Source organism: Aeribacillus sp. FSL K6-3256, assembly GCF_037965805.1.
GTDB classification, from domain to species: Bacteria; Bacillota; Bacilli; order Bacillales; family Aeribacillaceae; genus Aeribacillus; species Aeribacillus composti.
In genome coordinates, this window is record NZ_CP150188.1 from 1095239 (window position 1) to 1121196 (window position 25958).

Genomic DNA, 25958 nt, shown 5'->3' on the forward strand with positions numbered 1-25958 from the left:
TGTATGTTTCCTTCATTTAACACTTTCCCGGAAAAATGAGAGGAAAAATAAAAAGGGGAGAGTGTCCCCTTTTGCAATTAATTTATTCCTCCAAGGCGTAGTCGTCGTTTGGAAAAATTTCCGGACATTGCGGCGGAATTTGCGGGTTTGCGCATGTAAGAGATGAAGGAAGTTCCCGACGAGGTCTGCAAAATTTTCCTTCTACCTCAAGCTTCACTTGGGCTTCCATTTGCACATCTAGACAGATCGTGATAGAAATGTCTAATTGGCTGAATGATTTATTATCCCAAATCAAGTTAGCGTCAGTTTCAAAATAGGAAACGTGGCTGTTTAATGTTGTGCCGGGCGGCGCGCATAGGAAGAAAGTTTGAACCGTTGCAAATGGAATAGCATCTGACACACTAGTGACAGTACCTTGCAAATCGGAGATCGCAACGACAATATACCCTCTGATGAGAACTTTTACTTTTTGAAGGGTAATTTTTCCTCCTTTTGGTAAATGAACGACTACCGATTGACGACCTTGCGGCTGAACGATTTCTGTCACCGTTATAGAATTTGGTGAATTTGGATCAACAGGATTTCCCAAGCTGTCTGATAAGTAGCAATTGACATTTAAAAGCCCATCTTCAAACAGTGAAAACGGATCTTCCGATGTCCCTGCTATTCCATCGAAATTAAAACCGATGGATGATAATTTTCTAAAGCTTAACTGAGGAAGATCAATTTGACGGTTCACCCAGTCATAAACTTTCGGAACGCGAATACATAATCTCTCTGTATCATGTCCCAAATGGCTCATGCTGTTACCTCCTAATCATTCTGATTTCCAAAACCTTCTTAGGTGTCGGACTACTGTATATTATGAGCAAACTGGTTAAATGTGCAGTGACAGGAGCGGAAAATTTAATTTTTTAAAAAATTCTCTTTCCATTAAAAGAATGGTTTTGCCCCGTTTTAAAAATTCATTTAAAAAGCCATTTGTATCTTTTTAGTAGGCTTCTGTCAACATTTTTTATTTGAGCTCATACATTTACAGTGAGAGGTGAGATAGATGGCGCAAATCAATAAAGAATTTTTGCAACGGATGAGAGCGGAGCTTGCGTTTTATAAAGAAAAGGCAAAAGAATCGATAGAATTGGAAATATTATTGCAGGAAAAAGAGCGGGAGCTTGAAAAAGCAATCAAAGAAAACGAAAAGCTAAAAGAAACGATCGAAAAGCACCGCCAGAGCAATGATCGAAATTTAAAGTGGGAGGAACGAAAAAAGCTTTTAGAAAAAATCGAAGTGTTAAAAAGAAAATTAGCTGAAAAAAATCATCATCTGGATGAAAATGAAAAAAAGGAGGACGAACAAAAACAGGAAGATTGGTTTTTCCGAATTTTAAAGGAAACGCAAGCCATTCAAGGAACAGTTGAACCTCAGGAACGGAAGGAATATTTTGTGAAGGAAAAAAACGAACAGAACAACCAAAAGGAATTTCATTTTTGGATGATGGACGATGTGGTCAAAAACGATTAGAAAGAACACAGATCAACCTTATTCTTCATACGATGAATAAGGTTCTTATTTTGAGGGAAAGGGGAGAAACCTATTGAAAGAAAACATAAAAGTTTTTTCCAGTTCATCGACGAAAGAAAATGCGATCAAAAAGAAGATGATGAAAAAGAAAATACATCCATTCGGAATAAAAATTTACAATTCAACGACTTCCGGTGGCTGCGGCTGTGGGAAAAAAGGGTTTTAAAAAGGGAAATATGAACAAGCTCGAAAAGGAATTCGTCAAATGGATCGAAGGTATGTACAAAGAACATGACAAAGTGCAGCAAAAATGTTCAAGCTGGATGATGAAAAAAGACAGGGAGCTTTTAGACCTTGAAAAAACGGCGGCAAAATTTGAAAAAGAGATCGAAAAGATTGAAAAACAAATTTGATAGGAAAATGAAAAGGGAATCAAAACAGGTTGAAACCCCACCTAAAAAATCCGCACTTGCCCATCTTGTGTGTCCACTCCAAATGAGGAATTGCTTCATACAGTATAGTGATGAATAAAGGAGGAGGTGCAGAAAAATGAGCTTTGGTTGCGGATATGGTGGATACAGCTATCCTTATAGCGGCGGTTTTCATAATAACAGCTTTGTGCTAATCGTCGTTTTATTCATCTTGTTGATTATTGTTGGTTGTTCCTGTTTTAAATACTAATCTGTAAGTCTTTTACAATACTAATGGTGAGTGCTGGTCACGGATGGATGTCCGCCTTTTACAAGGCGGACTGTACTTTTTCTTCATCACGTTTTCATTTCATTTTCATAAAATATTAAGGCCTGTTATACAGGTCATTTCGACAACTTAGGAGGGGACGAATTTCAGAATGGATCATATTTTTAAAAATATTGAGAAAAAAACCGGCGTCAATATGAAAGATGTACTCGAACTGGCCAATTCTTTGCAAAATTCCAATTTTAATGATGAAGCAACTGTCAGAAAAGTGATCAAGCGGGTTGCGCAATTGGCGAATCGGCCGGTTCCAAGAGAATTAGAAAATAAAATTGTCAATGCGATTGTAAACGGAAAAGAAAATATGGATTTTAACACCATCGCCAATATGTTGGACAATAAGAAAAAATAGCGCGTCAGCGGGTGTGCTCCCGCTGATGTTTTTTTACATGATGTTTCAATTTTTAGAAAAACGGGTAAAAATGAATGACAGATCGATTTAGAAAATAATTTTTTGCAAATCAAGAAAGGAGAGAGAAACATGGGATATATTTTTTCCGTTCAGACTCCTGCCTTTTATGAATATGCCAACAGAGCTGTTCAGCCAAAGGAAGATTATGCGAAAGTCAAACAGCGAAACAATGTTATGATGAATGAAGAATATTGGCATTTCCAGCTAAAGCAAGATTTATTCGCAAATAAGCGCAAATATAGCAAAAAAAGATTTCATGAATATGTTTAGAAACAAGCTAATATTTTTGGACAAATAATCCGTTGTTTTGATCCCATTCCGCGTAAAAAACATCTTTCGCGTCTTCCACACTGTAAGCGAGAAGCTGCTGCTGAAGCCATTTTTCATCAAAACCTGCTTCTTTTAAATTTTCACTAACCACTTCTCCGTCAACAATAATCGTGTAGGGGATGGTAGCTGGCGAAGATAAAATATTTAAATCGTTTCGGGTCGGCTTATCAAATTCCGATTTTTTCAATACGCTGATCGTGCCGTCCGTTTCAAGAACTGCGTATTCCACTTCGCGGATCGAAAAAGCTCCTTTTGCTCTTAGTAAATGTTGAAGCTGGTTCATATCAAGCTTGTTTTTTTTCAGCTGATCACGAATAATTTTTCCTTTGTGGATGACCATTGACGGAGCTCCTTCCAGTATTCCGCGGGTTCTTCTCCATTTTTGTGTGATGAATTCCAATAAATAGATTAGCATTCCCCATATCACGACCGTAAATAATATTTTTTCAACGCCCATTTTTACATCATATACAGCATTGCCAACTAGCTCACCTAAAACGAGCGCAGAGATAAAATCGAACGTCGTGATTTGCGTAATTTGTGTTTTACCTAGTATTTTTGTCAATAGAAAAAGGGCAAAGAAACCGAAGACCAGTTCAGTGGCAATTGCTACAAATTCCATTTCCATCACCTTTGCTAAGATCGGTAATGGTTAGGTTGTCCCAACTGCCGAAATTCATGTACATTCTTTTAAAAAACTATGGGAAGTCGTGCGGTGGAGAAAATGGAGAAACATTCGAATTGATCTGAATGAAATACAGGGAGATTTTTAACCTCTTTAACACGCTTTCTGACCATTCCAAATGAAAGACCGCAATCCGCGGCCTCGTTTGGTTGTCTTTATTTATGAATGTGGATGTAACGTTTTTTCCATCGTGACATGGGGAATGCCCGCATCCATAAAAATATCGGAAACGGTTTGATATCCATGCTTTTTATAAAAATTTTCTACTTGTACTTGGGCGTTCAATTTTATTTTCTTTAATCCTTTTTCGGCCGCGAGTTTTTCAAGTGTTTCCAAAATGATATTTCCCGCTCCTTTTCCGCGGTATTGTGGCAGAACACAGATCCTCTCGAGCTTTCCGGTGTTGCCAATGACACGAAATCTGCCAGCTCCAATAGGCTGATGATCGTCATAAAGCACGACATGCTCGGCAAAGGCTTCATATTCGTCGGTCTCTATTTCTATCGGAACGTTCTGCTCTTCTACGAATACTTTTTTTCTTACATATAAAGCATCATTTCGTTGTTTTTCATTAATAGCTTTGACTGCCTTCATCAGTCTCGTCCTTCCCCAAGCAGGAATGTTTCATAAACAGTCCATGAGCCGTTTTCTAATTGATATAAAATGTGGAATCGGTCAATCGTTTCCACGTGTTGAATTTTTAACATTTTTAAGCGGCCGAGAACGTCAGAATGTTCATCATCCGATAAATTTTGTCCGATTGTAATGTGAGGGACGAAAGCGTACTCCGGCTCCTCTTTAAATTTTCCTTGATGGAGAAGCTCATGCAATTTTGTTAATTCTGGATTTGGTTCAACTTTTAAATAAATAACGTTATTGACAGGAGCAAATGAACTGAATTTGTAGACGGAGAGTTTAAAAGGCTTAACCTGTTTCGCAATTTTCCTAAGTTCTTTCACAGTGTCGCCAATTTCTTTTTCGTCAGCTTCAAACGGTGCCTTCAATGTTAAATGAGGAGGGACAAGCGCATAATTCGGATCGTAACGTTTCCTATATGAGTTGGCGATGTCTTGCAGCTTTTTTGAAGGAAATAACACAATTCCGTACTTCATTTTTTTTGCCTCCTTGATATTTACTCGTATTCTTTATTATAACAACTTAAAGAATCAATTTTCATGATATAGCAAACATTTTTTTTAATATGTCTTTTAGCAGCGGCTGCCAATATGTCCAGCGGTGATCGCCGTCAAATTCTTCATAAATGCATTCGAATCCTTTATGTACCATTTGTTCATGAAGTTTTTGATTGATTGTATAAAAATCTTTTATTTTCCCATCAGTCGTTTTTACAGCCGTTTCCTGTTTCCCGATTTGATGATAAATAGATAGTAAAGAGGGCTGTGAAAAAGCATCGATCGCTTCTAACACCTTTCCATCCACATATGGTGATTGCATGATCACTTTTCCAAATGTATGCGGATAATGAAGCGCTGCCATAAGCGAAACGGTTGCAGCCAGAGAATCGCCGATAAGCGCGCGGCCTCTTCCTATTGGCAAAAGCGGAAAACGTTCTTCTAAAAATGGAATTAATTCATGAGCTAAAAAACGGATATAACTGTTGAACTGGCTTCCATCGGGATGATATTTTCTTCTTCGATCTTGAATGTCTTTATAAGGAATGCCAACGACAATCAAATCTTCAATCGTTTGCTCCTCCGTTAACTCCTCAACAAAACGCGCGATCCTTCCCAGTTTAAAATAGTCTCCGCCATCTTGAGCAATGAGAAGATGATGATGAGATAATGGAGAAAAGGAAGTCGGCAAATACATGAGCAAAGAAACTTCTTCCCCTAGCTCTTCGCTAAAAAACGTTTCTTCTTTTATAGGTGCGACTTTTTGGGCCATACCAATTCCTCCAAAATTGACTAATTACCAGTTAGGCTGGACTTCTCATTATTTTATCACTCTTTTGAAAAGTCTCCAACAAATAAAAAGGTTGACAAAATAAAAAATGCTTATATAATGATAACGACTAATCCGATAAGATAGGTAAGAATGATCATATACTGGGGGAATTACTTTGTCTGTCCAAATTGCGCATATTTCAAAAACATTTCAACATCATGGCGTCTCCCAAACGGTTCTTGACCAAATTGATTTGACTGTGCAGAAAGGAGAATTTGTTTCCATTCTTGGCCCTTCCGGCTGTGGCAAGTCGACGTTATTATCGATTGTTGCCGGGTTAACAGCCCCCACATCGGGAAAAGTGCTGGTAAACGGGAAGGAAGTAAAGGGACCTGGAAGCGACCGGGGAGTAGTGTTCCAACAGGCAGCCCTTTTTCCATGGCTGACAGTTGAGGAAAATGTCATGTTTCCGCTGAAGAAAAAAATGCCGAAGGAAGAAGCGAAAAAAAAGGCGTACGAATATTTGGCCATGGTTCAATTAAGCCAATATGCCAAGCATTCTCCGCACGAGCTTTCCGGCGGCATGCAGCAGCGCGTATCGATCGCAAGAGCTTTGGCGATGGATCCTGAGGTGCTCTTAATGGATGAGCCGTTCGGAGCGTTGGATGAGCAGACGAGATCACGCCTGCACGAAGTGTTGGAAAAAATTTGGATCGATACGAAAAAAACAATTCTATTTGTTACGCACAGCATCCAAGAGTCGTTAAAATTATCGGACCGTATTATCGTCATGGGTACAAGGCCTGGGAGAATTATTGATGAAATAGAAGTGTCTTTTCCGAGACCACGTGATGAATTTATAAAGCAGCTTGCTGAATATGAAGAGCGCATTCAAAAGCTGTTGAAGTCAGAAATTGATAAAGTAGTGAAAGAGGAAGAAAGTTATGCAGCAGGTCGTTAAACGAATCATTTTTTATGCAGCCGCACTGGGTATATGGGAAGCAATCGTCAAGCTGTTAAATATTAAGGCTGTCGTCTTTCCGGCTCCGAGCGATATTTTTCAGGCATTGTGGAACGGTTTTGCTGATCTAACTCTTGTTTATGATTTGCTGGCAAGTTTTCAGCGGCTGGCAATCGGGCTTGTTGTTGCTCTTATTCTTGGAACAGTGTTAGGCGTCGTTTTTGCAAAATCGAAAGTAATTGATGATACCATTGGCTCTTTAATTTTGCCGTTGCAAAGCGTGCCGAGCATCGTTTGGCTGCCTCTAGCCATCATCTGGTTCGGTTTAAATGAAAAAGCGATCATTTTTATTGTCGTGCTCGGTGGAACGCTTGTGATGACATTGAATATGCGGACAGGGATTAAAAGCGTTCCTCCAATATATACAAATGCGGCAAGGACAATGGATTACAGCGGATTTTCTCTGTTTACACACGTGATTTTTCCAGCAGCCATCCCGCATGCAGTAACTGGTGCAAGGCTTGCTTGGGCGTTTGGGTGGAGAGGCCTGATGGGTAGCGAACTGTTAAGCACCGGCCCGGGTTTAGGCTATACGTTAAAATTCGCATCAGATTTTGGCGATATGGCGTTAGTGATGGGCATTATATTTATCATTGCCTTAATTGGAATTTTAGTAGATTTAGTTTTTTTCAGCAGAATTGAAAAGAAAGTGATGAAAAAATGGGGATTGCTTGAACAATAAAGGAGGAAGTTGAGATTATGAAGAGAAAAGGTTTGCTGCTATCATTTATCACCTTGTTGTTAATTGGGATTTTATCTGCCTGCGGAGCCGGCGGAGGGAATGAGGCATCAGGAAAAGAGAAAAGCGGAAAAAATAAAGTAGTCATCGGCTATTTCCCAAATATTGACCATGTTCCGGCGATGATTGCGAAGGAAAAGGGCTACTATGAAGAAGCGCTAGGGGATCAGGTAGAGATTGAATATAAAACTTTTCCGGATGGCGGTGCTTTTATGACAGCGTTGAAAACCGGCGAAATTGACGCCGGGCTTGTCGGTCCAGCTCCTGTCATGAATAACTATTCTAATGGTGCAGACGTGAAAATTATTGCCGGTGCGTCATCTGGGGGTACTGTCGTCGTAGCAAGCAAAAAAAGCGGAATCGAAAGCTTAGATGATATTCATAATAAAACATTCATTACTCCTGGTGTCGGCTGCACTCACGATGTCCAATTTGAAACGTACTTGCAAGATTACGACATTGCTTCATCAAGAATCGGCGGCACATTAAAGCATACAACTGGAAACCCGGCACAATATCAAGCTTTCTTTGAATCGGGAAAAGTGGATTTAGCCGCTGTGCCTGAGCCTTGGGCTTCATTATTAATAAAAGACGGGGCGAAAGTGATTGTCGATACGAAAGATATCGCCTATGGCACAACGCTTCCGAACACTGTTTTAGTGACGAGCAACAAATTTATTAAAGAAAATAAAGATTTAGTTCAAAATATTGTCAAAGCCCACAAAAAAGCAGTCGACTTCATCAATAAAAACAAAGAGGAAGCACGCGATATTGCCATTCAATCGATTAAAGAAATAACAAATCAAGAGCTTGACCCAGAAATTATCGACAGCGCTTGGGAACGTGTCCGCTATACAACCGAAGTGGATGAAAAAGTTCTTCAAGACTTTTCTAACTCTTCTTATGACTTGAAATTTTTAAAAGAAAAACCGGATCTTAAAGGTCTTGTAGATACAAGCTTTTTGAATTAAGCAATAAACCCCCTATACAGAAGCTTTTTGATATTATGCGGCTTCTGGATAGGGGGGGTTATTTTGTTGATGTAAATTCAAGATGGAGCAGTTGTTAAAACAGGGCTTATCCCAAAAGTTGTTTATGACTATGCCTGTATATTGGGATTCTGTTGTTGTGAGAGCTTTTTATTCAAATCGCTCGAATAAGCTCCCGTTTTTTCACATTGTTTGGAGCTGTCCAGAAAGTCAAAATCCATTGAAAACGAAAGATTATAAACATTGATATATCAACATTTCTAAAACATTAAAGGGGCGTCTATAAGCCGGAAAATCGACTTATTAGACAGCGCCTATATGAATTTCAATTTCTCCATTTGGGCCGTATTTTTCAAAATCATATGTGTAAGCACGCTCTACTTAAACCAGTTTCTTCTTGCTTCCAAATCTTACTCCAAGTTTTAAAAATGCCTTGTTCGTCCGTTGTATCTACTTGAAAAACTTTATTTTCATGTTCCTCGAGATTTCAATTAAAAGCTTCCCCATTATTTTCTTCAATTGCAATGCTTAATAAATAATCTCCTCTGTAGTCGCTTTCATAATCATAATAAATTCCGTACACATTGTTTAGATGATGTTCTAGTTTTTAGAAAGCGTTTTCTCACATAATTTTGATTTGCCCCATCATTTGCTCGTCATGAAAATTATTGGTTCGTATGCTGTCGATTATATACAGCATCATAAACAGTCTTTCCTTTCCATAATATTGATAAAAAAGAGAAGGCGCATCAGTAAAGAATGTTCAGCAAATTTTCCAACGGCACGTTTATGTTCATCTTTTTTGCTTCCCAGCTTCACCTGCAAAACAAATATCGCATCTTCGTTTTCTGTTCAGCTGCTTTATGGAGTACGGGTTCGTTTGACAGAAGTTGGCGAAAAATTTATCAAACGATTAGTTTGCCAATTCAATCGTTTCATTTACTGTTTATTAAATTCTCTTAAAATTTTCCAATTCCTCTAAAGAAGATCACCTCGTTCACAATTTTTCTCCAAATACGACAGCTTCCGAATTGGATATTTATATTTTAAAATCTATTAAAATTTGGGAAGCCTCAGGGGAAAATAAAACCACTTTCATTGAAATGATGGAGGATCAAAGGTGATCCATACAAAAAAATTTCCCTTTTGGCTTTCGCAAAAAAACATTTCAAGAATCGACGGATTATTTAAAGAATGTTCTTATTTTTCTTTAGTTTTACTGAAAATAAATCAAAGTTATCGGAATTGTTGGCAGGAAACGTCTTGAATTTTTTTTAAAACTGAGGTAAAGTTATACCTATCAAAAGTTCATATCGGAATTCTTATCGAGAGAGGCGGAGGGAACTGGCCCGAAGAAGTCTCAGCAACCGGTACAAGGACGGCGGCATGATAACCTTTGTACCAAGGTGCTAAATCCAGCAAGCATTTTGCCGTAAGATATGCTTGGAAGATAAGAAGGAGCCAAACAATAAACGCCTTCTTCTTATGAAGAGGGCGTTTTATTTTTAAAGCCTCCTCTACAGGCAATGAAAGCAGCACATTTTTACTAACTAAAAAAGGAGGAAAGTCAAAGATGAATATTGAAACAGTTTTGGCCCAATTAGGAAATCGAAGTGAAGCTCTTACAGGAACAGTAAGCGCCCCCATTTATTTGTCCACAGCCTACCGGCATAAAGGAATAGGTGAATCAACAGGCTATGATTACACTCGGACAAAAAATCCAACGAGAGAGCTTGTCGAGGACGCCATAGCCAAATTGGAGGGAGCCGATCAAGGATTTGCATTTTCTTCCGGAATGGCAGCGATTCAGACGATTATGGCTTTATTTAAAAGTGGAGATGAACTGATCGTTTCAAAAGATTTATATGGCGGGACATACCGCTTGTTTGAAGAAGAGTGGCGCAAATACGGTCTTTCCTTCCACTATGACGATTTTACGTCTCGCGAATATACGGAATCATTAATAAACGAAAATACTAAAGCGATTTTTCTAGAAACGCCCACTAATCCGCTTATGCAGGAAACATCGATTTCCTCGTTGGCGGAATTGGTCCGGAAGCACAATTTGCTGCTGATCGTTGACAATACGTTCTACACACCTGTTTTGCAGCGTCCGATTGAAGAAGGAGCGCATATCGTGATTCACAGCGCAACGAAATATTTAGGCGGTCACAACGATGTCCTTGCCGGCCTGGTCTGTGCAAAAGGGAAAGAAATTTGCGAAAAATTAGCCATGCATCAAAATGCAATTGGTGCGGTATTATCTCCTTTTGATTCGTGGCTGCTGCTTAGAGGAATGAAAACTTTATCATTGAGAATGGCCAAACATCAGGAAAATGCAAGGGAGCTGGCGGCATATTTAAAAGAGCTTCCTGAAATTGATGATGTATTATATCCTGGCAGAGGCGGAATGCTTTCCTTCCGTGTGAAAAAAGAAGAATGGGTCAACCCGTTTTTGCAGAATCTGAAATTAATCTGTTTTGCGGAAAGCCTTGGAGGGGTAGAAAGCTTTATAACGTATCCAGCTACCCAAACACATGCGGACATTCCGGAAGAAATCCGAATTCAAAACGGTGTATGTAACCGGCTTCTCCGTTTTTCTGTAGGGATTGAAAGTGTGGAGGATTTGAAGGAAGATCTCAAGCAGGCATTGCAAGCAGCTGCGAAAGGGGATTTACTAAATGCATGACCAATGGAGCTTTCAAACAAAATTGATTCATAATAAACATAAGGTTGACCCGACAACTGGTGCTGTCAGCGTGGCGATTCAGCAAGCGTCAACGTTTCATCAGCAAACATTGGATGAATCTCCTGAATTTGACTACAGCCGTTCAGGAAATCCAACACGAAAAGCGTTGGAAGAGGCGATTGCCGAACTGGAAGGCGGAGTGAGAGGCTTTGCGTTTGCTTCTGGGATGGCCGCTATATCAACAGCTTTTCTTTTACTTTCTTCCGGTGATCATGTTTTGGTCACAGAAGATGTGTACGGCGGAACATACCGGATCGTTGCAGATGTTTTATCGCGCTTTGGCATTGAATATACGTTTGTCGATATGACGGACCTTGATGCCGTAAAAGCAAATATACGTCCGAACACAAAAGTGATTTACATTGAAACGCCCTCGAATCCGCTGTTAAAAGTGACGGACATTCGAGCAATTGTGCAGCTTGCAAAAGAAAACGGCTGTTTAACATTTGTTGATAATACATTTATGACTCCGGCTTTGCAAAGGCCTCTCGATTTAGGGGCCGATATTGTTTTACATAGTGCAACAAAATTTTTGGCAGGTCATAGCGACTGTTTGGCAGGATTGGCAGTTGTGAAAGATGAAAAGCTTGGCGAAGAGCTTTACAAACTTCAAAATGCCTTCGGCGCTGTTCTCGGCCCGCATGATTGCTGGCTTGTATTAAGAGGGTTAAAAACACTTCATGTGCGGCTGGATCAATCCGTCAAAACAGCTTCTCAATTAGCAGAATTTTTGAAAAAGCACCCTGCCATTAAAAAAGTGTACTATCCAGGTCTTCACGATCACCCAGGGTCAGATATTCATTTGCGGCAAAGTGTCAACGGTGGAGCGGTTTTATCGTTTGAACTAGAAGATGAAAAAGCGGTCAAGATTCTTGCTGATCATGTTCAGCTGCCTGTTTTCGCAGTCAGCCTTGGTGCAGTTGAATCGATCTTGTCGTATCCAGCTAAAATGTCCCATGCCGCGATGCCGAAAGAAGAACGGATCAAAAGAGGGATAACCGATGGTCTTCTTCGATTAAGCGTAGGGCTAGAAAATTTTGAAGACTTAAAAAATGATTTGGAGTCTGGTCTTTCTACTGTTTTGGCCTATCAATAAATTTTTTCTTACCTTAATAGAAGACAGGGAGATGTCGAATACCGACAATTCCTGTCTTTTTTTTATGTTGATAATCTAGCTGACATATTATCCCACATTTTTTCATTTGTTCTTTAATATGATAGTAATGCACCCAAAGTCAAACGAATTTAAAAAGGGGGAGTATCAATGATCAAATGGCGAAGCGGACTTATATTCTTAACAGCTCTTCTTTTCATAATGATCATTTCTGCGTGTGGAAATAACAGCGAAGGAGGAAGCAGCAAAAGTGATGGCTCCAATCAAAGCGGGGAAAAGGCAGGAAGCAAGACGTTAAGCATTTTAACCGGAGGCACAGGAGGAACTTATTACCCGCTCGGCGGATCGATGGCGCAAATTATTTCGGAAGAAACGGACTTTAATGCAAATGCACAATCTTCAGGAGCATCAGCAGAAAATATGCAAGCGCTAAAAAATGGTGAAGCTGATATTGCGTTCTCGCAAACTGATATTGCTGCTTATGCATTAAACGGTGAATTGATGTTCAAAGACAATAAAGTCGACAATGTTAAAGCAATTGGGACTTTATATCCGGAGACGGTGCAAATTATTACAACAAAAGATAGCGGCATCCTTTCTGTTGAAGATTTGAAAGGCAAGTCGGTTTCCGTTGGTGCCCCTGGGTCTGGAGTGAATGCAAACGCACAGCAAATTTTAGAAATTCATGGATTAAGCTTTGATGATATTAAAGCGCAAAGCTTATCTTTTGACGAATCAACGGACGGCATTCAATCCGGAAGCATAGACGCTGCATTCATTACTGCGGGGACACCGACGGCTGCAGTTGAATCGCTCTCAGCACAAAAAGAAATTAGAGTAATTCCGATTGCGGATGACAAAATCAAACAATTGATCGAAAAATATCCTTACTATGCTGAAGATACAGTACCAAAGGGGACATATAAAATTCCTGAGGACGTAAAAACAGTCGCTGTAAAAGCGATGCTGGTCGTCCGCGGCGAATTGGATGAAGATGCCGTATACAATATTACAAAAGCGATTTTTGAAAATACAAATAAAATTACTCACGCAAAAGGCAAATTAATCAAAGCGGAGGCAGCCCTTGATGGAATAGGCAATTTGCCGCTTCATCCAGGGGCTGAAACGTATTTTTCAGAAAAAGGAATCCAGCCATAACGTATCAAAGATAGGCCGTTTTAAACGGTCTATCGATTTCATTTATGTAACTCCATTTTAGGCGGGGATTTTCATGAGAGCTAGGATGAAAGCTTTGTTCATCTGTCTTCCCCTTTTTATGACAATCAACGTTTTTTTATTTTTCCTTCCTATTGTAAATGCCATCGCTTTTTATCATGAAGATCAGAATGACTTATTAGGTTATCTGCCTGTCCGTGATGATGACTTGTTTCAAATTCAGTACACTCATTCCATCCATCTTACGGATGTGAAGGAGACATATACATTACGCAATAACAAAATCATTCAGACAGAACTTGAGTATGAAAATTTTGCTGTTGGAATGCCTTCTAATGTGGAAGGGGAGGGGAAATTTTTAGAAAAGGATGGAAAATTTTTTATAAAAAACATGGAGCGAGAATTTTCCTATATTGATTTGAGAATTGGACAAGTACAGGCCGATCACCGAATCGTTTATCAAGGTAACAGCTACAAATTGGCGGATTTTTTTGGACCCGGCTCATGGGTAAGAATAAAACCGGCAAAAATCAGTATTTGGCAGCAGGTGAAAGGAGTGAATATTCGTGAGTAAAGAGAAATTTGACGTACTGTCAGAAGAAGAGCAGCAAATGCTGCTTGAAAAATATGATCCTGAAGCAGGAACGAGGAAGCTAAAAGGCGTGTTGGGAGGCATCGCATTTGCCGGATTATTGGCATTTTCGCTGTTTCAGTTGTATACATCGATTTTCGGTGTTTTTACAGCGCAAATCCAGCGCTCTGTCCATCTCGGTTTTGCGCTTGCTTTGATTTTTCTTTTGTTTCCGGCTAATCGAAAAAAGAGGAAAGAATATAAATTTCAAGTGGCTTGGTATGATATCATCCTTGCGCTTTTAAGTATTGGCGTTGGAGCATATTGGCCGCTGTTCATTGATGACATTGTAATGCGCGTCGGAATATTGACAGAAACGGATTTTTATATCGGAATTTTAGCTATTTTACTAGTTTTAGAGGCAACAAGGAGGGCGGTTGGGCTGCCGATTACGATCATCGCGCTGCTTTTCTTGGCGTATGCCTATTTTGGTCCTAGCATGCCTAACTTTCTCCAGCATAGCGGTCTTAGTTCTGAACGAATTGTTCAAACTATGTTCTTTACAACCGAAGGGATTTTAGGAACTCCGCTAGGCGTGTCATCAACCTTTATCTTTTTGTTTCTCCTTTTCGGCTCCTTTTTAATTAGAACTGGGATTGGTCAATATTTTAATGATTTGGCCGTTGCCGTTGCAGGGCGCAGAATTGGCGGTCCTGCAAAAGTAGCTATTTTTTCCAGTGCCCTTCAAGGAACGATCAGCGGAAGCTCAGTTGCCAATGTCGTCACATCCGGCGCGTTTACCATCCCGATGATGAAAAAGCTTGGTTATAACAAAGATTTTGCAGGAGCGGTGGAGGCTTCTTCATCTACAGGCGGTCAGTTAATGCCGCCGGTTATGGGAGCAGCTGCGTTTTTAATGGTTGAATTTATCGGGAACGGCATTACGTATTGGGACATTGCCAAAGCGGCAGCTATTCCGGCTATTCTATATTTTGCAGGGATTTGGATCATGACTCATTTTGAAGCAAAGCGAATCGGTTTAAGAGGCTTGTCAAAAGAAGAAATGCCGAATCGGAAAGAAATTTTGAAAAAACTGCATTTGTTAGCCCCGATCGTTGTTATTATTATTTTGCTAATGTCAGGAGTGACCGTTACACATGCTGCCATTTATTCGATATGTATTTCGATTGTCGCTGGATTTTTAAATCGTGAGAATCGGATGACATTTAAGGATATTGTATTAGCGCTCGTCGACGGCGCCCGTACAGCGTTAGGGGTTGCGGCAGCAACAGCCGCTGCTGGAATTATTGTCGGCGTTGTGACGAAAACCGGGCTTGGTTTGAAGCTTGCCAACGGGCTGCTTGATATCGCCGGGGGCAATCTCATTCCGACATTAATGCTGACGATGATAGCTTCGTTGATTCTTGGAATGGGTTCGCCGACTACAGCGAACTATGTTATTACCTCAACGATTGCTGCACCAGCGATTATTTTGTTGGGGGTACCTGATTTGTCTGCACATTTATTCGTGTTTTACTTCGGGATTATTGCCGACATTACACCGCCAGTTGCCCTCGCAGCCTTTGCCGCAGCCGGTGTATCAGGAGGAGAACCGATCCGAACGGGAATTCACTCTTCAAAATTGGCAATCGCCGCCTTTATCATTCCGTATATTTTCGTTTTGTCTCCGCAAATGTTAATGATTGATACGACATGGCTTGGAATTTTATGGGTAGTCTTTACGGCGTTTTGCGGAATGATCGCAATTGGAGCCGGGATGATCGGATATTGGATGAGAAAAATGCATTTGATTGAACGAATTGCCGCAGTCGTGGCCGGGCTGTTGCTGATTTATCCAGAACGTTTTTCAGACATTTCAGGTCTCATCATTTTCATCGCATTATATGCGTTTCAATATATATGGAAATACAAAGCTGATCAAAAAGTGAAGGGTGAGAGCATTTAAAGAAGACAGGTTGTCATGGAAGAATCGATCCATTGATTAGAACATGATTACAGGCGGAATCATTGAGACGCAGAATAAACGCGGAGAGCAATTCACATTGGAACGAACAAAATCAGGATAAAATGTCGGAGAGACAGAAAGGATGTGTTGGAATCAATCCATTAATTTGCAGAAGGCCGATTTATTTTTATGCTGCAAAATTCAAAATGTTGTTTAAGAAAAACCGCTTTATGTCACGAATAGGTGGGAAATGGAGCGGCATTTCAACCTAGACGGCAAAATGAAATCCGATAGAAAACGAAAATTTAAATCTATAAAAACCAAGCATAGAGGAAAAAATGAATGATCAGCTCTATAGGCGCGATTCTAAAACGGCAAAAAATAATGAAGTGGAAGCATCTTTGACACTTCCACTTCAATCATATTTGCTTGGAATCTTAATTGAAAAAACGATTAATCTTCAAACAATTCGTCCATTAACTCTTCAATTTCTTGTCTTCGTTTGCTTGTTTCTTGTTTATCGACATAATAACGGTTATTTTTCTGAATAATTACATCTCCCGTTTCTGCATTTTTAGGCAACTGGCTTTTTAAAATTTCGATTATTTTGCCGTTTTCATCTTCGCAGACTGCGATGTCATTTTCAAATCGATCAATAATAAATTTCATAATGTCCCCCCTTATCTAGGAGTGAAAGATGTTTGTGCTTTATAAGTTTTGTTTTTATAAGTGGCTGATACATCGATTTTAATAGTATAACCTTTTGCAGCACGGCCGATTTTTACCGACAATGGCTTGCCAATAGTACCGGTATAAGTGGTGTTTTTGCTTTTATATTTAAAAACAGCTTTATATTTTGTTCCGTTTGGCAGCCCTTTTACATTCAGTATTATTGTAGAGTTTTGCTTTGGAGTTTTGTTATCGACACTTGCTGTTAATTTGTAGCTAGTTGGTTTGCTTGCTGCACCGGACGATGCCGCTTTTACATTAAAGGAAAGATTGGAGCCGTTCGTTGTTGCCACAATATGGCCTTGTTTATCCGTTCTAAAAGTGTTTATTTTGTATGCTTTCAGCCGATTGATCACATCTTGAGTAGGATGGCCGTATGAGTTCTTGCCGACGGAAATGACGGCATATGTCGGTTTTACTGAGTTTAACAGCGCTGTGCTTGTAGATGTTTTGGCACCATGGTGTCCTACTTTTAGGACGTCAGCTCGCAAATTTTGTTTAGCTTTAATCATATCCGATTCTGCTTTAAGTTCCGCATCGCCAGTGAAAAGAAATGATTTTTTACCGTAAGTAAGCTTTAAAACAGCACTCCAGTTGTTTAAGTCGCTTTTTGGATATGCTTTGACAGGCCCAACGAATTTTGCGGTAACTCCTTTGATCGGCAAAGCAACATTTGCTTGAGCGGTCTTTATTTTTTTGCCTTCACGCTTAACAGCATTTAAAAAATCTTTGTAGCTTTCCGTCGTATGGCTGACTTTTGGCGCATACACCTGCTCTACTCGAAAAGCAGATAGCACAGTGTCCAGACCGCCAATATGATCTGCGTCCGGATGAGTTGCAATCATTATTTCGATATCATCCACTTTTTGCTTTTTCAAATAATTAACAACGTCATCTCCATAACTGTTATTTCCGCCATCAATGAGAATATCTTCTCCATTCGGAGCTTTTATGTAAATTGCGTCTCCTTGTCCGACATTAATAAAATGAACATACATATTTTTTGCCTGAGCGCTTGTTGTTTCGTGAAACGGCATCAGCAAAAAAGAAAATGCAAACACTATCGAAAACAATAGCTTACGTAATTTCATCAAAATCCCTCCGAGTACTGAATAGATCAAATTGATTATACAGCGTGGTAGGAAAAATTTACAAGATTTAATTTGGAAAATTTTATTTTTTTTACAGAAAATTAAATTTTCTAGTCTAATTGAACTAAAGTCTCATCCGATTTTTTCATGCCTAAAAAAGAAGCCGACCCAAAAGGCTTGGATCGGCCTAAACAGACAAAGGTCTGTACATTTTTAATTTTGTTGAAATCTGGTCATCCCAAAATTTAATTTTTCAAACGTAATTGTTGGTGAAAGGAGGAATCAAAAAGTTTAAGTAAAAAAACTAGTTTGCATATTTTAAAACAAGGAGAAACGTAATTTGTTAAAAACAATTGATAAGAAGATTAAATAAAACATTGTGTTGCTAATTATTGTGGTCGCCAAATTCGTCGCCAATTAGCTCGCTGTACCTAACTTTATTTAAAGTTAAAACATATTACACAGTCAAAAAAGGTGAATATAACTAAAATTGTTAAAAAATACAATATAGCCGCAAGAAAACGGAAAATTTGAACGATATAAATGACGTAAACAAAATTTACATTTAAAAAAAATTACAAGTTAAATAGTCTGTTGAATAAACCTGATATTTTAATGTTTCGCCGTTAAAAAGTCAGTAAAAAAGAAGAGAAAAAGAAAACGCGATTCTTGTATTTCACAAGAACCACGTCTACTAAGGTTTTTAATGATGATTCCGACTGGGCTCGAACCAGCGACCTCCACCCTGTCAAGGTGGCGCTCTCCCTGCTGAGCTACGGAATCATATTAACAAAACAGATGAATTTCTAATGCGTTTTTTTGACAATACCTATTGTAATGTTGTTATAAAAATATGTCAAGCCTCAATATGCAAGTTTTTTTACTTGCTGTAGTTTTTAATCATTGATAAGCTCTTTCTGGTCTTAGAATCTAAATTGATAAAAGGAAGTGCTTTTAATAGAAGCACAAATGTTGAGAATTATAAATTATGCGAAACGACCAACCGAATTACCGGGCGGTTTTTGTTTCTGATTGACGACAAAGTGTAACAGTAGTTATTTTTTCGTTTTATCTAAATAATCTGTAAGGAGTCCTCTTTGTTATACAAAATGATAGGAAAGAAAAACGAAAAACAGGAGTGTCCTTTTGCCATTTATGCAATATTTTTGAAATCGTTTTAATAATTTGATAGGATAACATTTATAATATCGATCATTTTTGAAAATCCTTATAAAGGAATGTGATAAAAAATGAAAAAAGACCAAGTCTTGGATCAGAGGCATCGCCCTTTGCGCGATTTGCGTATTTCTGTAACCGACCGATGCAATTTCCGGTGCACGTATTGTATGCCGAAAGAGATATTCGGAGACGATTATCAATTCCTTCCGAAGGATCACTTGTTGACGTTTGAAGAAATTGTCGAGCTCACGAAAATTTTTGTTGAGCTTGGCGTGAAGAAAATTAAGCTGACGGGAGGCGAACCGCTTCTTCGAAAGGATGTATATAAACTAATTGCCATGCTTTCAAAAATTGAAGGAATTCATGATATTGGTTTGACAACAAACGGCGTGTATTTAAAAAAGTATGGCTCAAAATTGTATGAAGCAGGTCTTCGCCGATTGAACATCAGCCTTGATGCGATTGATGACGATACGTTTCGCCGTTTAAATGGCCGAGATGTATCAGCAAAGACGGTCTTGGCAAATATTGATTATGCTGTATCAGTCGGATTTTCGGTTAAAGTAAATATGGTTGTACAAAAAGGAGTAAATGATCACCAAATTTTGCCGATGACGGAATATTTTAAAAACAAGGGGATTCCATTAAGATTTATTGAATTTATGGATGTAGGCAATACAAACGGCTGGAATATGAAAGATGTCTTGATAAAAAAAGATATTGTAAAGATGATTAGTTCTGTTTATTCCATTGAACCAATTGATGAAAACTACTTTGGAGAGGTAGCCAAGAGATATCGTCATCAAGACACAGGTTCAGAAATCGGATTTATTACATCAGTATCAGAACCATTTTGTTCAAGCTGTACGAGGGCGCGTATTTCATCAGACGGAAAGCTGTACACTTGTTTATATGCCCACGAAGGATTTGATTTACGGGATTTCATTCGTTCAGGAAAAAGTCCAGAAGAAATCAAAATGGCTATTGAACGTGTTTGGCAAAATCGTAAAGATCAATATTCTGTTGAACGTACAGAAAACAAAGGTATGTTGAACAAAAATAAAATTGAGATGTCATATATAGGAGGATAAACAATCGGCGTTTGGTGAAGAAATGCTGATTGTTTTTTTATTTTTTTAGAAAATTCGAAAGAGAAAAAATTAAAATTGAAATCGCAAAATTTTTAAACCATTAAAATACATTTTTATCTAATATATAGAAACAAGGAGGGGAGCAATTGGCTGATGTATTAATTGTTGATAATGATAAATCTGCTCGGAAGGATTTAAAGTCAATTATTGAAAATAGTAAATTCAGCTTTCTTTCCATTTATGAAGCAAGTACATCTCAACGAGGTATGATCCTTTTAAAGCAAAATCGACCGACTATACTCATTGTGGATATCTCCTTGCCAGATATAGACGGTATCAAATTAGGGAGATCAGCGTTGCAACTGTATCCAGATTTGCCCGTGATTGTTGTGACTCAGTTAAAAATGTTCGAGTTTGTTCAGGAAGCGATCAACTCAGGTTTTTCAGCTTATTTGTTGAAACCGCTTTCCAAAAATGAACTGCTTGATACATTTGAGCGGATTTTGCCCCAAGGATTAAATAAAGAAATTAATCAAACCATCAATGGTAAAAGTCATTTTTCCTCTGACTTAAAAAATCCGATCGAAAGTGCCATTCAGTTTATTCAAATGAATTATGGCTATGCTCTTACTCTAAAAGAAGTGGCAAATCAAGTATATTTAAGTCCATCTTATTTCAGCCGATTGTTTAAAGAAGAAGTTGGTATGACATTTGTGGAATATTTATCGTTTGTTAGAGTTCAAAAAGCTAAAACGCTGCTTAGAGTTTCGAGTCTTCCGATTGAAATTATCGCTAACAATACCGGTTTTTCAAATGCAAGCTATTTTGCAACCGCTTTTAAAAAATTGGTTGGGAAGACGCCAAGAGAGTATCGGGAGCAGTTTCATTTTAAAGAATAGGAGGTGAAGTCGTGATTACGATTAAAAAGGAATTGGAACGCTGCAAAAAGGAAGGGTTATCAGGTGTTATTGGAACCATTATTTCTACAAAAGGATCTACCTACCAAAAGACAGGGGCAAAATGCTTCGTATCAGAAGATCGAAAGCTAACAGGTCTTTTAAGCGGAGGCTGCGTCGAAGCAGATATTGTAGAACATGCTGTAAAAGTGCTCGAAACGGGTAAGCCGGCAGTTCTCCACTATGATTTTTACGGAGAAGAGGATATTGTTTGGGGACTTGGTGTCGGCTGTAATGGGAAAATGAACATATTTTTACAACCATATCTGCCAAAAAAGCAGCCTGAAAGGACAGAAGTGATTGATCAATATTTTTCTCAATCCCTCCAAAAACAATTACACGCTGTCACGATCGTGAATGCGAAAGATGAAAATCTTCAAGGAAAAATGTGGATCCTAGACCCTTTGCAAAGTAATGACGACTCACTTATTACCGTTTCTGAAATTGCTCATGATTATCAAGATCGGAAAAACAATTTAAAAAATGAAATGGTTTATTTAGGTGGTGAAAAAGAATTGTACGTATATTATGAATCATTAAGTCCACCACCACACTTAAAGATTTTTGGCGCAGGTCCTGATGCCATTCCGCTTGTCAAAATGGCGAAAAGCTTGAAATGGATTGTGACTGTTCTTGACCATCGTCCTACTCATTGCAATGAAAATAATTTTCCTGATGCTGATTTTATCCAAGTTTATCCTAAAGGGTCTGTTCCTGACGTTTCGTTTAATGAAAACACATATGTCATTATAATGACACACAATTTTTTACACGATCAAGAAATATTAGAATCCATCATTCATTCAAATGCGGCTTACATTGGTCTATTAGGTCCGAAAAAAAGAACTGCCCAATTAATTGAAAGCAGCCAAACTCTGAAGGCTCATCCTTCTATTCAGCAAATTCATAGTCCTATCGGTCTTGATATTGGAGCGAAAACACCGGAAGAAATTGCCTTTAGTACTTTGGCTGAAATTATGACGGTGTACAGAGGCGGAACAGGAAAGAAATTATCAGAGCTGGCGGCAATGGCTTATTCCTAAAAAAAGATACATCAGTCATAAAGGTGAAAAAACATATTTTGTTGAGTGATATCAGCTGCAGGTTTTTCAAAGCGGATGGTCAAACACAATCTATTAATACCATCTATTGGAAAGGTATTAACCAAAATACCGTGGATGAAAGTAAAAAAACTCAGTTAAGCGGTATTGCTGCTGACTTAACTCTGAACGGAAGTTTCTATGAAATAAGTAAACCGATTGGTTTTAGGAGATATTACCAATCAAGGCTGATTACATTGCTAAAAATAAGATTAAAAAATGCATCTGACAAGACTGACACCGTTGTTGCGTTATTGTGCCGTGATTCAATGCTATGAAAGAAATGGGAACCTGTTTATTGTTCAAGCAAAATATCGAATTAAAAAGGTCATCCAGTTCTTTAAAGGGATGAGCCAAAAGGGCAAAAATTCGTAATGATATTTGTTTTGCTGCGATCGCAATATCCTCAAGTTATTGAGTCACCACAAAATTATGAGAGATTTCTTCGGAAGGAGGTAAGTTAAATGAGTAAAGTGATTGGGAAAAGAGTGACGCGTGTTGAAGATGCTAGATTATTGACTGGTCAGGGAAAATATATTGATGACATCGGTACCCCGCCGAATACTGGTCATGTGGCCATTTTAAGGAGCCCTTATCCGCATGCCAAAATTGTGTCTATCGATTATTCGGAAGCCTTAGAAATTCCTGGAGTAAAGGGTGTTGTAACAGGTAAGGATGTACATCCTCTATTAAATCCTTTTAGTGTTGGCGTCAGTGCTCCAGTACACTATTATCCAATTGCTATTGATAAAGTTCGTTTTGTAGGTGAGCCAGTAGCAGTTGTCGTGGCAAAAAACCGATATATTGCGGAGGATGCGTTAGAAAAAATTAAGGTGAAATATGAAAATCTTGAACCAATTGTAGATATTGAACGTGCGCTCGAAAAAGGAGCACCTATTTTACATGAAAATGTTGGTTCAAATATCGCTAATCATCGAACTTTTCATTATGGAGATGTAGAGAAGGCTTTTGAGCAGGCTGACAAAATCATCAAGCATCGTTTTCATTTTCCGAAATATTCTGCAACACCAGTTGAAACATATGGTATTGTCGCCCAATACGATCATAGCTCTGATAGTTATACAGTTCACGCGAACTTTCATGGACCGTTTGTACTTCATTCGATTATGGCAGGTGCATTAAAAATTCCAAGCAATCGGTTGCGGATTATTATACCAAAAGATATTGGCGGCAGCTATGGAATTAAGGCAGGAATATTCCCGTATATCGTTCTTTGTTCCGTTGTAAGCCGTCTCGTAGGCTGTCCAGTGAAATGGATCGAGGACAGGCAGGAGCATTTAGCAGCTAGTTCAAGCTGTACGGATCGAGTCACATATATTGAAGCAGCAGTAAAAAATGACGGAAAAATACTCGGATTAAAAATGAAAATGATTGACAATGTTGGTGCATATATCCGGGCACCAGAGCCGGCATGTCTGTACCGGAATCATGCTAACACAACCGGTGCCTATGATATTCCCAACTTAATGATTGATGCGTATGCCGTCATGACGAATAAATTGCCAACAGGGCTTATACGCGGATATGGGGGACAAGAAACGTATTTCCCTCTTGAACGGATCATGCAAATCATTTCAGATGAATTAAAATTAGAGCCAGCTGAAGTGATCAGACGGAATTTAATTAAAAAAGAACAATTTCCATACAGAACGGCATCTGGTGGAGTGTATGACAGCGGCGACTATGAAAAAGCATTTGACCTGTTATTAAAAATCGGTAAATATGATGAATTCAGAAAAAAACAAGCTGAAGCACGCAAGAGGGGAAAGCTTCTTGGTGTTGGCCTCGCTGTTATCGTTGAACCATCCGGTTCGAATATGGGGTACATTACGATCGCCTTAACTTCAGAGGAAAGAAAAGCAGGATTGCCGAAATCTGGTTGTTCAGAAGCGGCGACGATTTCGATGGATCCTATGGGAAATGTGAATGTGCGCATTAGTACAACACCGTCCGGACAAGGGCATGAAACGGTCGCTAGCCAAATCGTATCGGAAATTCTCGGAATTCCGCATGAAAAAATTAATGTTGTAGCTGAACTTGATACAGCAACAAGTGCATGGTCCATTGCTTCTGGAAGCTATTCCAGCCGGTTTGCGTCACTCGGATCAAGTGCAGTGTACTACGCAGCACATAAGGTAAAAAATAAGCTTATCAAAATTGCTGCACATTTTTTAAAAGCTAAGGAAGAAGATTTAACAATTGAAAAAGGCAACATTGTTTCCAAAACCGATCCATCTAAATCTATTTCTATAAAAAGGGTTGTTGGATCAGCCCATTGGAATCCGCTTTCTTTACCAGAAGGGATGGAGCCTGGAATTTATGAAACAGCCTATTATACAGCCCAGGCTGAACCGCCGGATGACCAGGATTTAATTAATTCATCGGTTACGTATGGATTTGTTGCTGATTTAGTGACAGTTGAAATTGATCCAGAGACGGGTGACATTCACATTCTTGATTATTTCACGGTTCACGATGCAGGAAAACTATTAAATCCGCTTATTGTCGATGGACAAATATTGGGAGGCCTAGTCCATGGGCTTGGCGGCGCCATGTATGAAGAACTCGTCTACGATGAAAAAGGTCAGTTTTTAACTGGATCGTTTATGGATTATTTATGTCCAACAGCGCCTGAAGTACCAAATGTAACGATCAAACATATCGAGACGCCGTCACCACTTACACCATTAGGCGCTAAAGGTCTTGGAGAAGGAAATACAATGAGTGCACCTGTTGTCATTGCAAATGCAGTAAATGATGCGTTGAAGCCATATGGTGTGACGATTGATTCATTACCAGTAACACCAAATAAAGTATGGAACATTTTGAATCAGTCTAAAAAACAGGAGGTTTCATCATGAATGGAAAAGGAAGCGTAACATTAAATGCAGGAATTGAAAAAGCATGGGAAGTGCTGCTGGACCCAGAGGCATTAAAAAATTGCATTATGGGCTGTAAAAAATTAGAGCCTGTCAATGAAAACAAATATGAAGCGGAAGTATCTATTGGAATTGCTGCTGTGAAAGGAAAATATGAATCAACCATTGAAATTGCTGATGTTCAAAAACCGAACCATTATAAGCTCGTTGTAAAAGGGGAAGGCGGACCAGGAAGTGTTGAAGCAGCAGGAGTTGTTGATCTTGTTCCAATTGACGATAACAAGACGGAATTGAACTATACGTATGAAGCGGAAGTTGGCGGAAAAGTGGCAATGGTTGGGCAAAGAATGCTAAATGGTGTAGCTAAATTAATCATTCAGGACTTCTTTAAAAAGTTTAATAAAGAACTAGCGAAAAGCGAACAATCTATTTAAATAGAGAAAATACTAGTCAAGCACAAAAATCAAAGGAATTGGAAATTCCAAATCCTTTGAACTGCTAGATCATACTGTGAGTGGACGCAATGAAAAGGTCGATTGAGTCTTCTGCACCGATAAGAAAATCTGGCTGCCTTTTGAATGGAGTTTGCTACATTTAGCATCTTTAAAGCGATTTTTGCCCTTTTCCTGAAAATAACCCCTTTCATGTAAGGATCTGTGGAAAGGACTATTCGGGATGTCCCCAGTCCACTTGTTGATCAATCACGAGAACTTGCTCTAATCCATGCTGTCTGGAAGCTGTCACATTCAGCATTGGTGGCCAGAGGGAACAAGATTGCGGGTTAGAACCTCGAACAAGAGCTGGAGAAACAGACTTTATAAGTAGTCATAGCTGATGGATTTCTCCCAATGATCCTTAATACCACTATCTAGGGGCATCACGAAAAGTCTACCCCTAAAATGGAACTTTTTCAGATAGTGCCAGTTAGCAACACTATCTGAAAAAGTTATCAAAGAGTCTAACTGGAAAATGCCTCT

General features: G+C 39.0%; 26 protein-coding genes, 1 tRNA gene, 1 pseudogene and 1 riboswitch. Of the genes and pseudogenes, 20 read left to right on the forward strand and 8 right to left on the reverse strand.

The window, feature by feature from the left end:
* Positions 1 to 82: 82 nt before the first annotated feature.
* A complete protein-coding gene (locus NSQ84_RS05345; RefSeq protein WP_063387513.1) occupies positions 83 to 802 on the reverse strand; it encodes a hypothetical protein in 720 nt (239 codons plus the stop codon).
* 252 nt (positions 803 to 1054) lie between these two features.
* On the opposite strand from NSQ84_RS05345, the gene NSQ84_RS05350 reads away from it, so the two are divergent.
* The 6 genes from NSQ84_RS05350 to NSQ84_RS05375 all read left to right on the forward strand — a co-directional run bounded on the left by NSQ84_RS05350 (position 1055) and on the right by NSQ84_RS05375 (position 2960).
* On the forward strand, positions 1055 to 1522 hold the full coding sequence (locus NSQ84_RS05350; protein ID WP_063387514.1) for a hypothetical protein: 468 nt from the start codon (positions 1055 to 1057) through the stop codon (positions 1520 to 1522).
* Between the two features lie 73 nt (positions 1523 to 1595).
* On the forward strand, positions 1596 to 1748 hold the full coding sequence (locus tag NSQ84_RS05355; protein ID WP_161939805.1) for a hypothetical protein: 153 nt from the start codon (positions 1596 to 1598) through the stop codon (positions 1746 to 1748).
* Positions 1729 to 1935 carry a hypothetical protein gene (locus tag NSQ84_RS05360; protein ID WP_063387515.1) on the forward strand — a complete coding sequence of 69 codons (207 nt, stop codon included), beginning with the start codon at positions 1729 to 1731 and terminating at the stop codon, positions 1933 to 1935. The genes NSQ84_RS05355 and NSQ84_RS05360 overlap by 20 nt, the downstream gene beginning before the upstream one ends.
* A 136-nt stretch (positions 1936 to 2071) precedes the next feature.
* Positions 2072 to 2203: a YjcZ family sporulation protein gene (locus tag NSQ84_RS05365; protein WP_063387516.1), complete on the forward strand. Its 132-nt coding sequence runs from the start codon at positions 2072 to 2074 to the stop codon at positions 2201 to 2203.
* A gap of 169 nt (positions 2204 to 2372) precedes the next feature.
* Positions 2373 to 2630 (forward strand): stage VI sporulation protein F, encoded by a 258-nt coding sequence (locus NSQ84_RS05370; RefSeq protein ID WP_063387517.1) that lies wholly within the window; start codon positions 2373 to 2375, stop codon positions 2628 to 2630.
* Positions 2631 to 2759: 129 nt separating this feature from the next.
* The gene (locus NSQ84_RS05375; RefSeq protein ID WP_063387518.1) at positions 2760 to 2960 is read left to right on the forward strand and encodes a hypothetical protein; all 201 of its coding nucleotides are present in this window, start codon (positions 2760 to 2762) and stop codon (positions 2958 to 2960) included.
* Positions 2961 to 2967: 7 nt separating this feature from the next.
* Here NSQ84_RS05375 and NSQ84_RS05380 read toward each other — a convergent pair whose 3' ends face one another.
* From NSQ84_RS05380 to NSQ84_RS05395, 4 genes are all read right to left on the reverse strand, one after another.
* The gene (locus NSQ84_RS05380) at positions 2968 to 3642 is read right to left on the reverse strand and encodes a DUF421 domain-containing protein (protein ID WP_063387519.1); all 675 of its coding nucleotides are present in this window, start codon (positions 3640 to 3642) and stop codon (positions 2968 to 2970) included.
* Between the two features lie 222 nt (positions 3643 to 3864).
* The gene (locus tag NSQ84_RS05385) at positions 3865 to 4299 is read right to left on the reverse strand and encodes a GNAT family N-acetyltransferase (protein WP_339212319.1); all 435 of its coding nucleotides are present in this window, start codon (positions 4297 to 4299) and stop codon (positions 3865 to 3867) included.
* A complete protein-coding gene (locus tag NSQ84_RS05390) occupies positions 4299 to 4817 on the reverse strand; it encodes a YjcG family protein (protein WP_063387521.1) in 519 nt (172 codons plus the stop codon). Before NSQ84_RS05390 ends, NSQ84_RS05385 begins: the two co-directional genes overlap by 1 nt.
* Before the next feature lie 61 nt (positions 4818 to 4878).
* The gene (locus NSQ84_RS05395) at positions 4879 to 5610 is read right to left on the reverse strand and encodes an esterase family protein (RefSeq protein ID WP_063387522.1); all 732 of its coding nucleotides are present in this window, start codon (positions 5608 to 5610) and stop codon (positions 4879 to 4881) included.
* Positions 5611 to 5785: 175 nt separating this feature from the next.
* Between NSQ84_RS05395 and NSQ84_RS05400 the strand changes: the two genes are divergently transcribed.
* The 8 genes from NSQ84_RS05400 to NSQ84_RS05435 all read left to right on the forward strand — a co-directional run bounded on the left by NSQ84_RS05400 (position 5786) and on the right by NSQ84_RS05435 (position 15935).
* Complete coding sequence (locus NSQ84_RS05400; protein ID WP_339212322.1) at positions 5786 to 6571, forward strand: ABC transporter ATP-binding protein; 786 nt, start codon at positions 5786 to 5788, stop codon at positions 6569 to 6571.
* The gene (locus tag NSQ84_RS05405) at positions 6555 to 7313 is read left to right on the forward strand and encodes an ABC transporter permease (RefSeq protein ID WP_339212324.1); all 759 of its coding nucleotides are present in this window, start codon (positions 6555 to 6557) and stop codon (positions 7311 to 7313) included. The genes NSQ84_RS05400 and NSQ84_RS05405 overlap by 17 nt, the downstream gene beginning before the upstream one ends.
* 17 nt (positions 7314 to 7330) lie before the next feature.
* Complete coding sequence (locus NSQ84_RS05410; RefSeq protein WP_063387525.1) at positions 7331 to 8341, forward strand: aliphatic sulfonate ABC transporter substrate-binding protein; 1011 nt, start codon at positions 7331 to 7333, stop codon at positions 8339 to 8341.
* 1337 nt (positions 8342 to 9678) lie between these two features.
* Positions 9679 to 9816: riboswitch (SAM riboswitch) on the forward strand.
* Positions 9817 to 9932: 116 nt separating this feature from the next.
* Positions 9933 to 11048, forward strand: coding sequence for a methionine biosynthesis PLP-dependent protein (locus NSQ84_RS05415; protein WP_063387527.1), 1116 nt, complete (start codon positions 9933 to 9935; stop codon positions 11046 to 11048).
* Positions 11041 to 12204, forward strand: coding sequence for a cystathionine beta-lyase (gene metC, locus NSQ84_RS05420; protein WP_063387528.1), 1164 nt, complete (start codon positions 11041 to 11043; stop codon positions 12202 to 12204). The genes NSQ84_RS05415 and metC overlap by 8 nt, the downstream gene beginning before the upstream one ends.
* A 168-nt stretch (positions 12205 to 12372) precedes the next feature.
* Positions 12373 to 13380: a TAXI family TRAP transporter solute-binding subunit gene (locus NSQ84_RS05425; RefSeq protein WP_144596586.1), complete on the forward strand. Its 1008-nt coding sequence runs from the start codon at positions 12373 to 12375 to the stop codon at positions 13378 to 13380.
* Between the two features lie 73 nt (positions 13381 to 13453).
* Complete coding sequence (locus NSQ84_RS05430) at positions 13454 to 13972, forward strand: DUF1850 domain-containing protein (protein ID WP_311067053.1); 519 nt, start codon at positions 13454 to 13456, stop codon at positions 13970 to 13972.
* Positions 13973 to 14009: 37 nt separating this feature from the next.
* On the forward strand, positions 14010 to 15935 hold the full coding sequence (locus NSQ84_RS05435; RefSeq protein ID WP_066248422.1) for a TRAP transporter permease: 1926 nt from the start codon (positions 14010 to 14012) through the stop codon (positions 15933 to 15935).
* 453 nt (positions 15936 to 16388) lie between these two features.
* Here the strand turns inward: NSQ84_RS05435 and NSQ84_RS05440 are convergent, their stop codons facing one another.
* From NSQ84_RS05440 to NSQ84_RS05450, 3 genes and pseudogenes are all read right to left on the reverse strand, one after another.
* Positions 16389 to 16604, reverse strand: coding sequence for a DUF3006 domain-containing protein (locus tag NSQ84_RS05440; protein ID WP_094245372.1), 216 nt, complete (start codon positions 16602 to 16604; stop codon positions 16389 to 16391).
* A 323-nt stretch (positions 16605 to 16927) separates the two neighbouring features.
* A pseudogene (locus NSQ84_RS05445) lies at positions 16928 to 17701 on the reverse strand (ComEC/Rec2 family competence protein); the annotation flags it as partial.
* A gap of 764 nt (positions 17702 to 18465) precedes the next feature.
* A tRNA-Val gene (locus NSQ84_RS05450) sits at positions 18466 to 18538 on the reverse strand.
* A gap of 467 nt (positions 18539 to 19005) precedes the next feature.
* Between NSQ84_RS05450 and moaA the strand changes: the two genes are divergently transcribed.
* From moaA to NSQ84_RS05480, 6 genes are all read left to right on the forward strand, one after another.
* The gene (gene moaA, locus NSQ84_RS05455; protein WP_063387532.1) at positions 19006 to 20025 is read left to right on the forward strand and encodes a GTP 3',8-cyclase MoaA; all 1020 of its coding nucleotides are present in this window, start codon (positions 19006 to 19008) and stop codon (positions 20023 to 20025) included.
* Between the two features lie 146 nt (positions 20026 to 20171).
* Positions 20172 to 20924, forward strand: coding sequence for a helix-turn-helix domain-containing protein (locus NSQ84_RS05460; protein WP_066248268.1), 753 nt, complete (start codon positions 20172 to 20174; stop codon positions 20922 to 20924).
* An 11-nt stretch (positions 20925 to 20935) separates the two neighbouring features.
* Positions 20936 to 22024 (forward strand): XdhC/CoxI family protein, encoded by a 1089-nt coding sequence (locus NSQ84_RS05465; protein WP_339212327.1) that lies wholly within the window; start codon positions 20936 to 20938, stop codon positions 22022 to 22024.
* 41 nt (positions 22025 to 22065) lie between these two features.
* Positions 22066 to 22359 carry a hypothetical protein gene (locus NSQ84_RS05470; protein ID WP_133309124.1) on the forward strand — a complete coding sequence of 98 codons (294 nt, stop codon included), beginning with the start codon at positions 22066 to 22068 and terminating at the stop codon, positions 22357 to 22359.
* Positions 22360 to 22545: 186 nt separating this feature from the next.
* Positions 22546 to 24963: a xanthine dehydrogenase family protein molybdopterin-binding subunit gene (locus tag NSQ84_RS05475; RefSeq protein WP_339212331.1), complete on the forward strand. Its 2418-nt coding sequence runs from the start codon at positions 22546 to 22548 to the stop codon at positions 24961 to 24963.
* Positions 24960 to 25415 carry a carbon monoxide dehydrogenase subunit G gene (locus NSQ84_RS05480; RefSeq protein WP_063387537.1) on the forward strand — a complete coding sequence of 152 codons (456 nt, stop codon included), beginning with the start codon at positions 24960 to 24962 and terminating at the stop codon, positions 25413 to 25415. The genes NSQ84_RS05475 and NSQ84_RS05480 overlap by 4 nt, the downstream gene beginning before the upstream one ends.
* Positions 25416 to 25958: the final 543 nt, after the last annotated feature.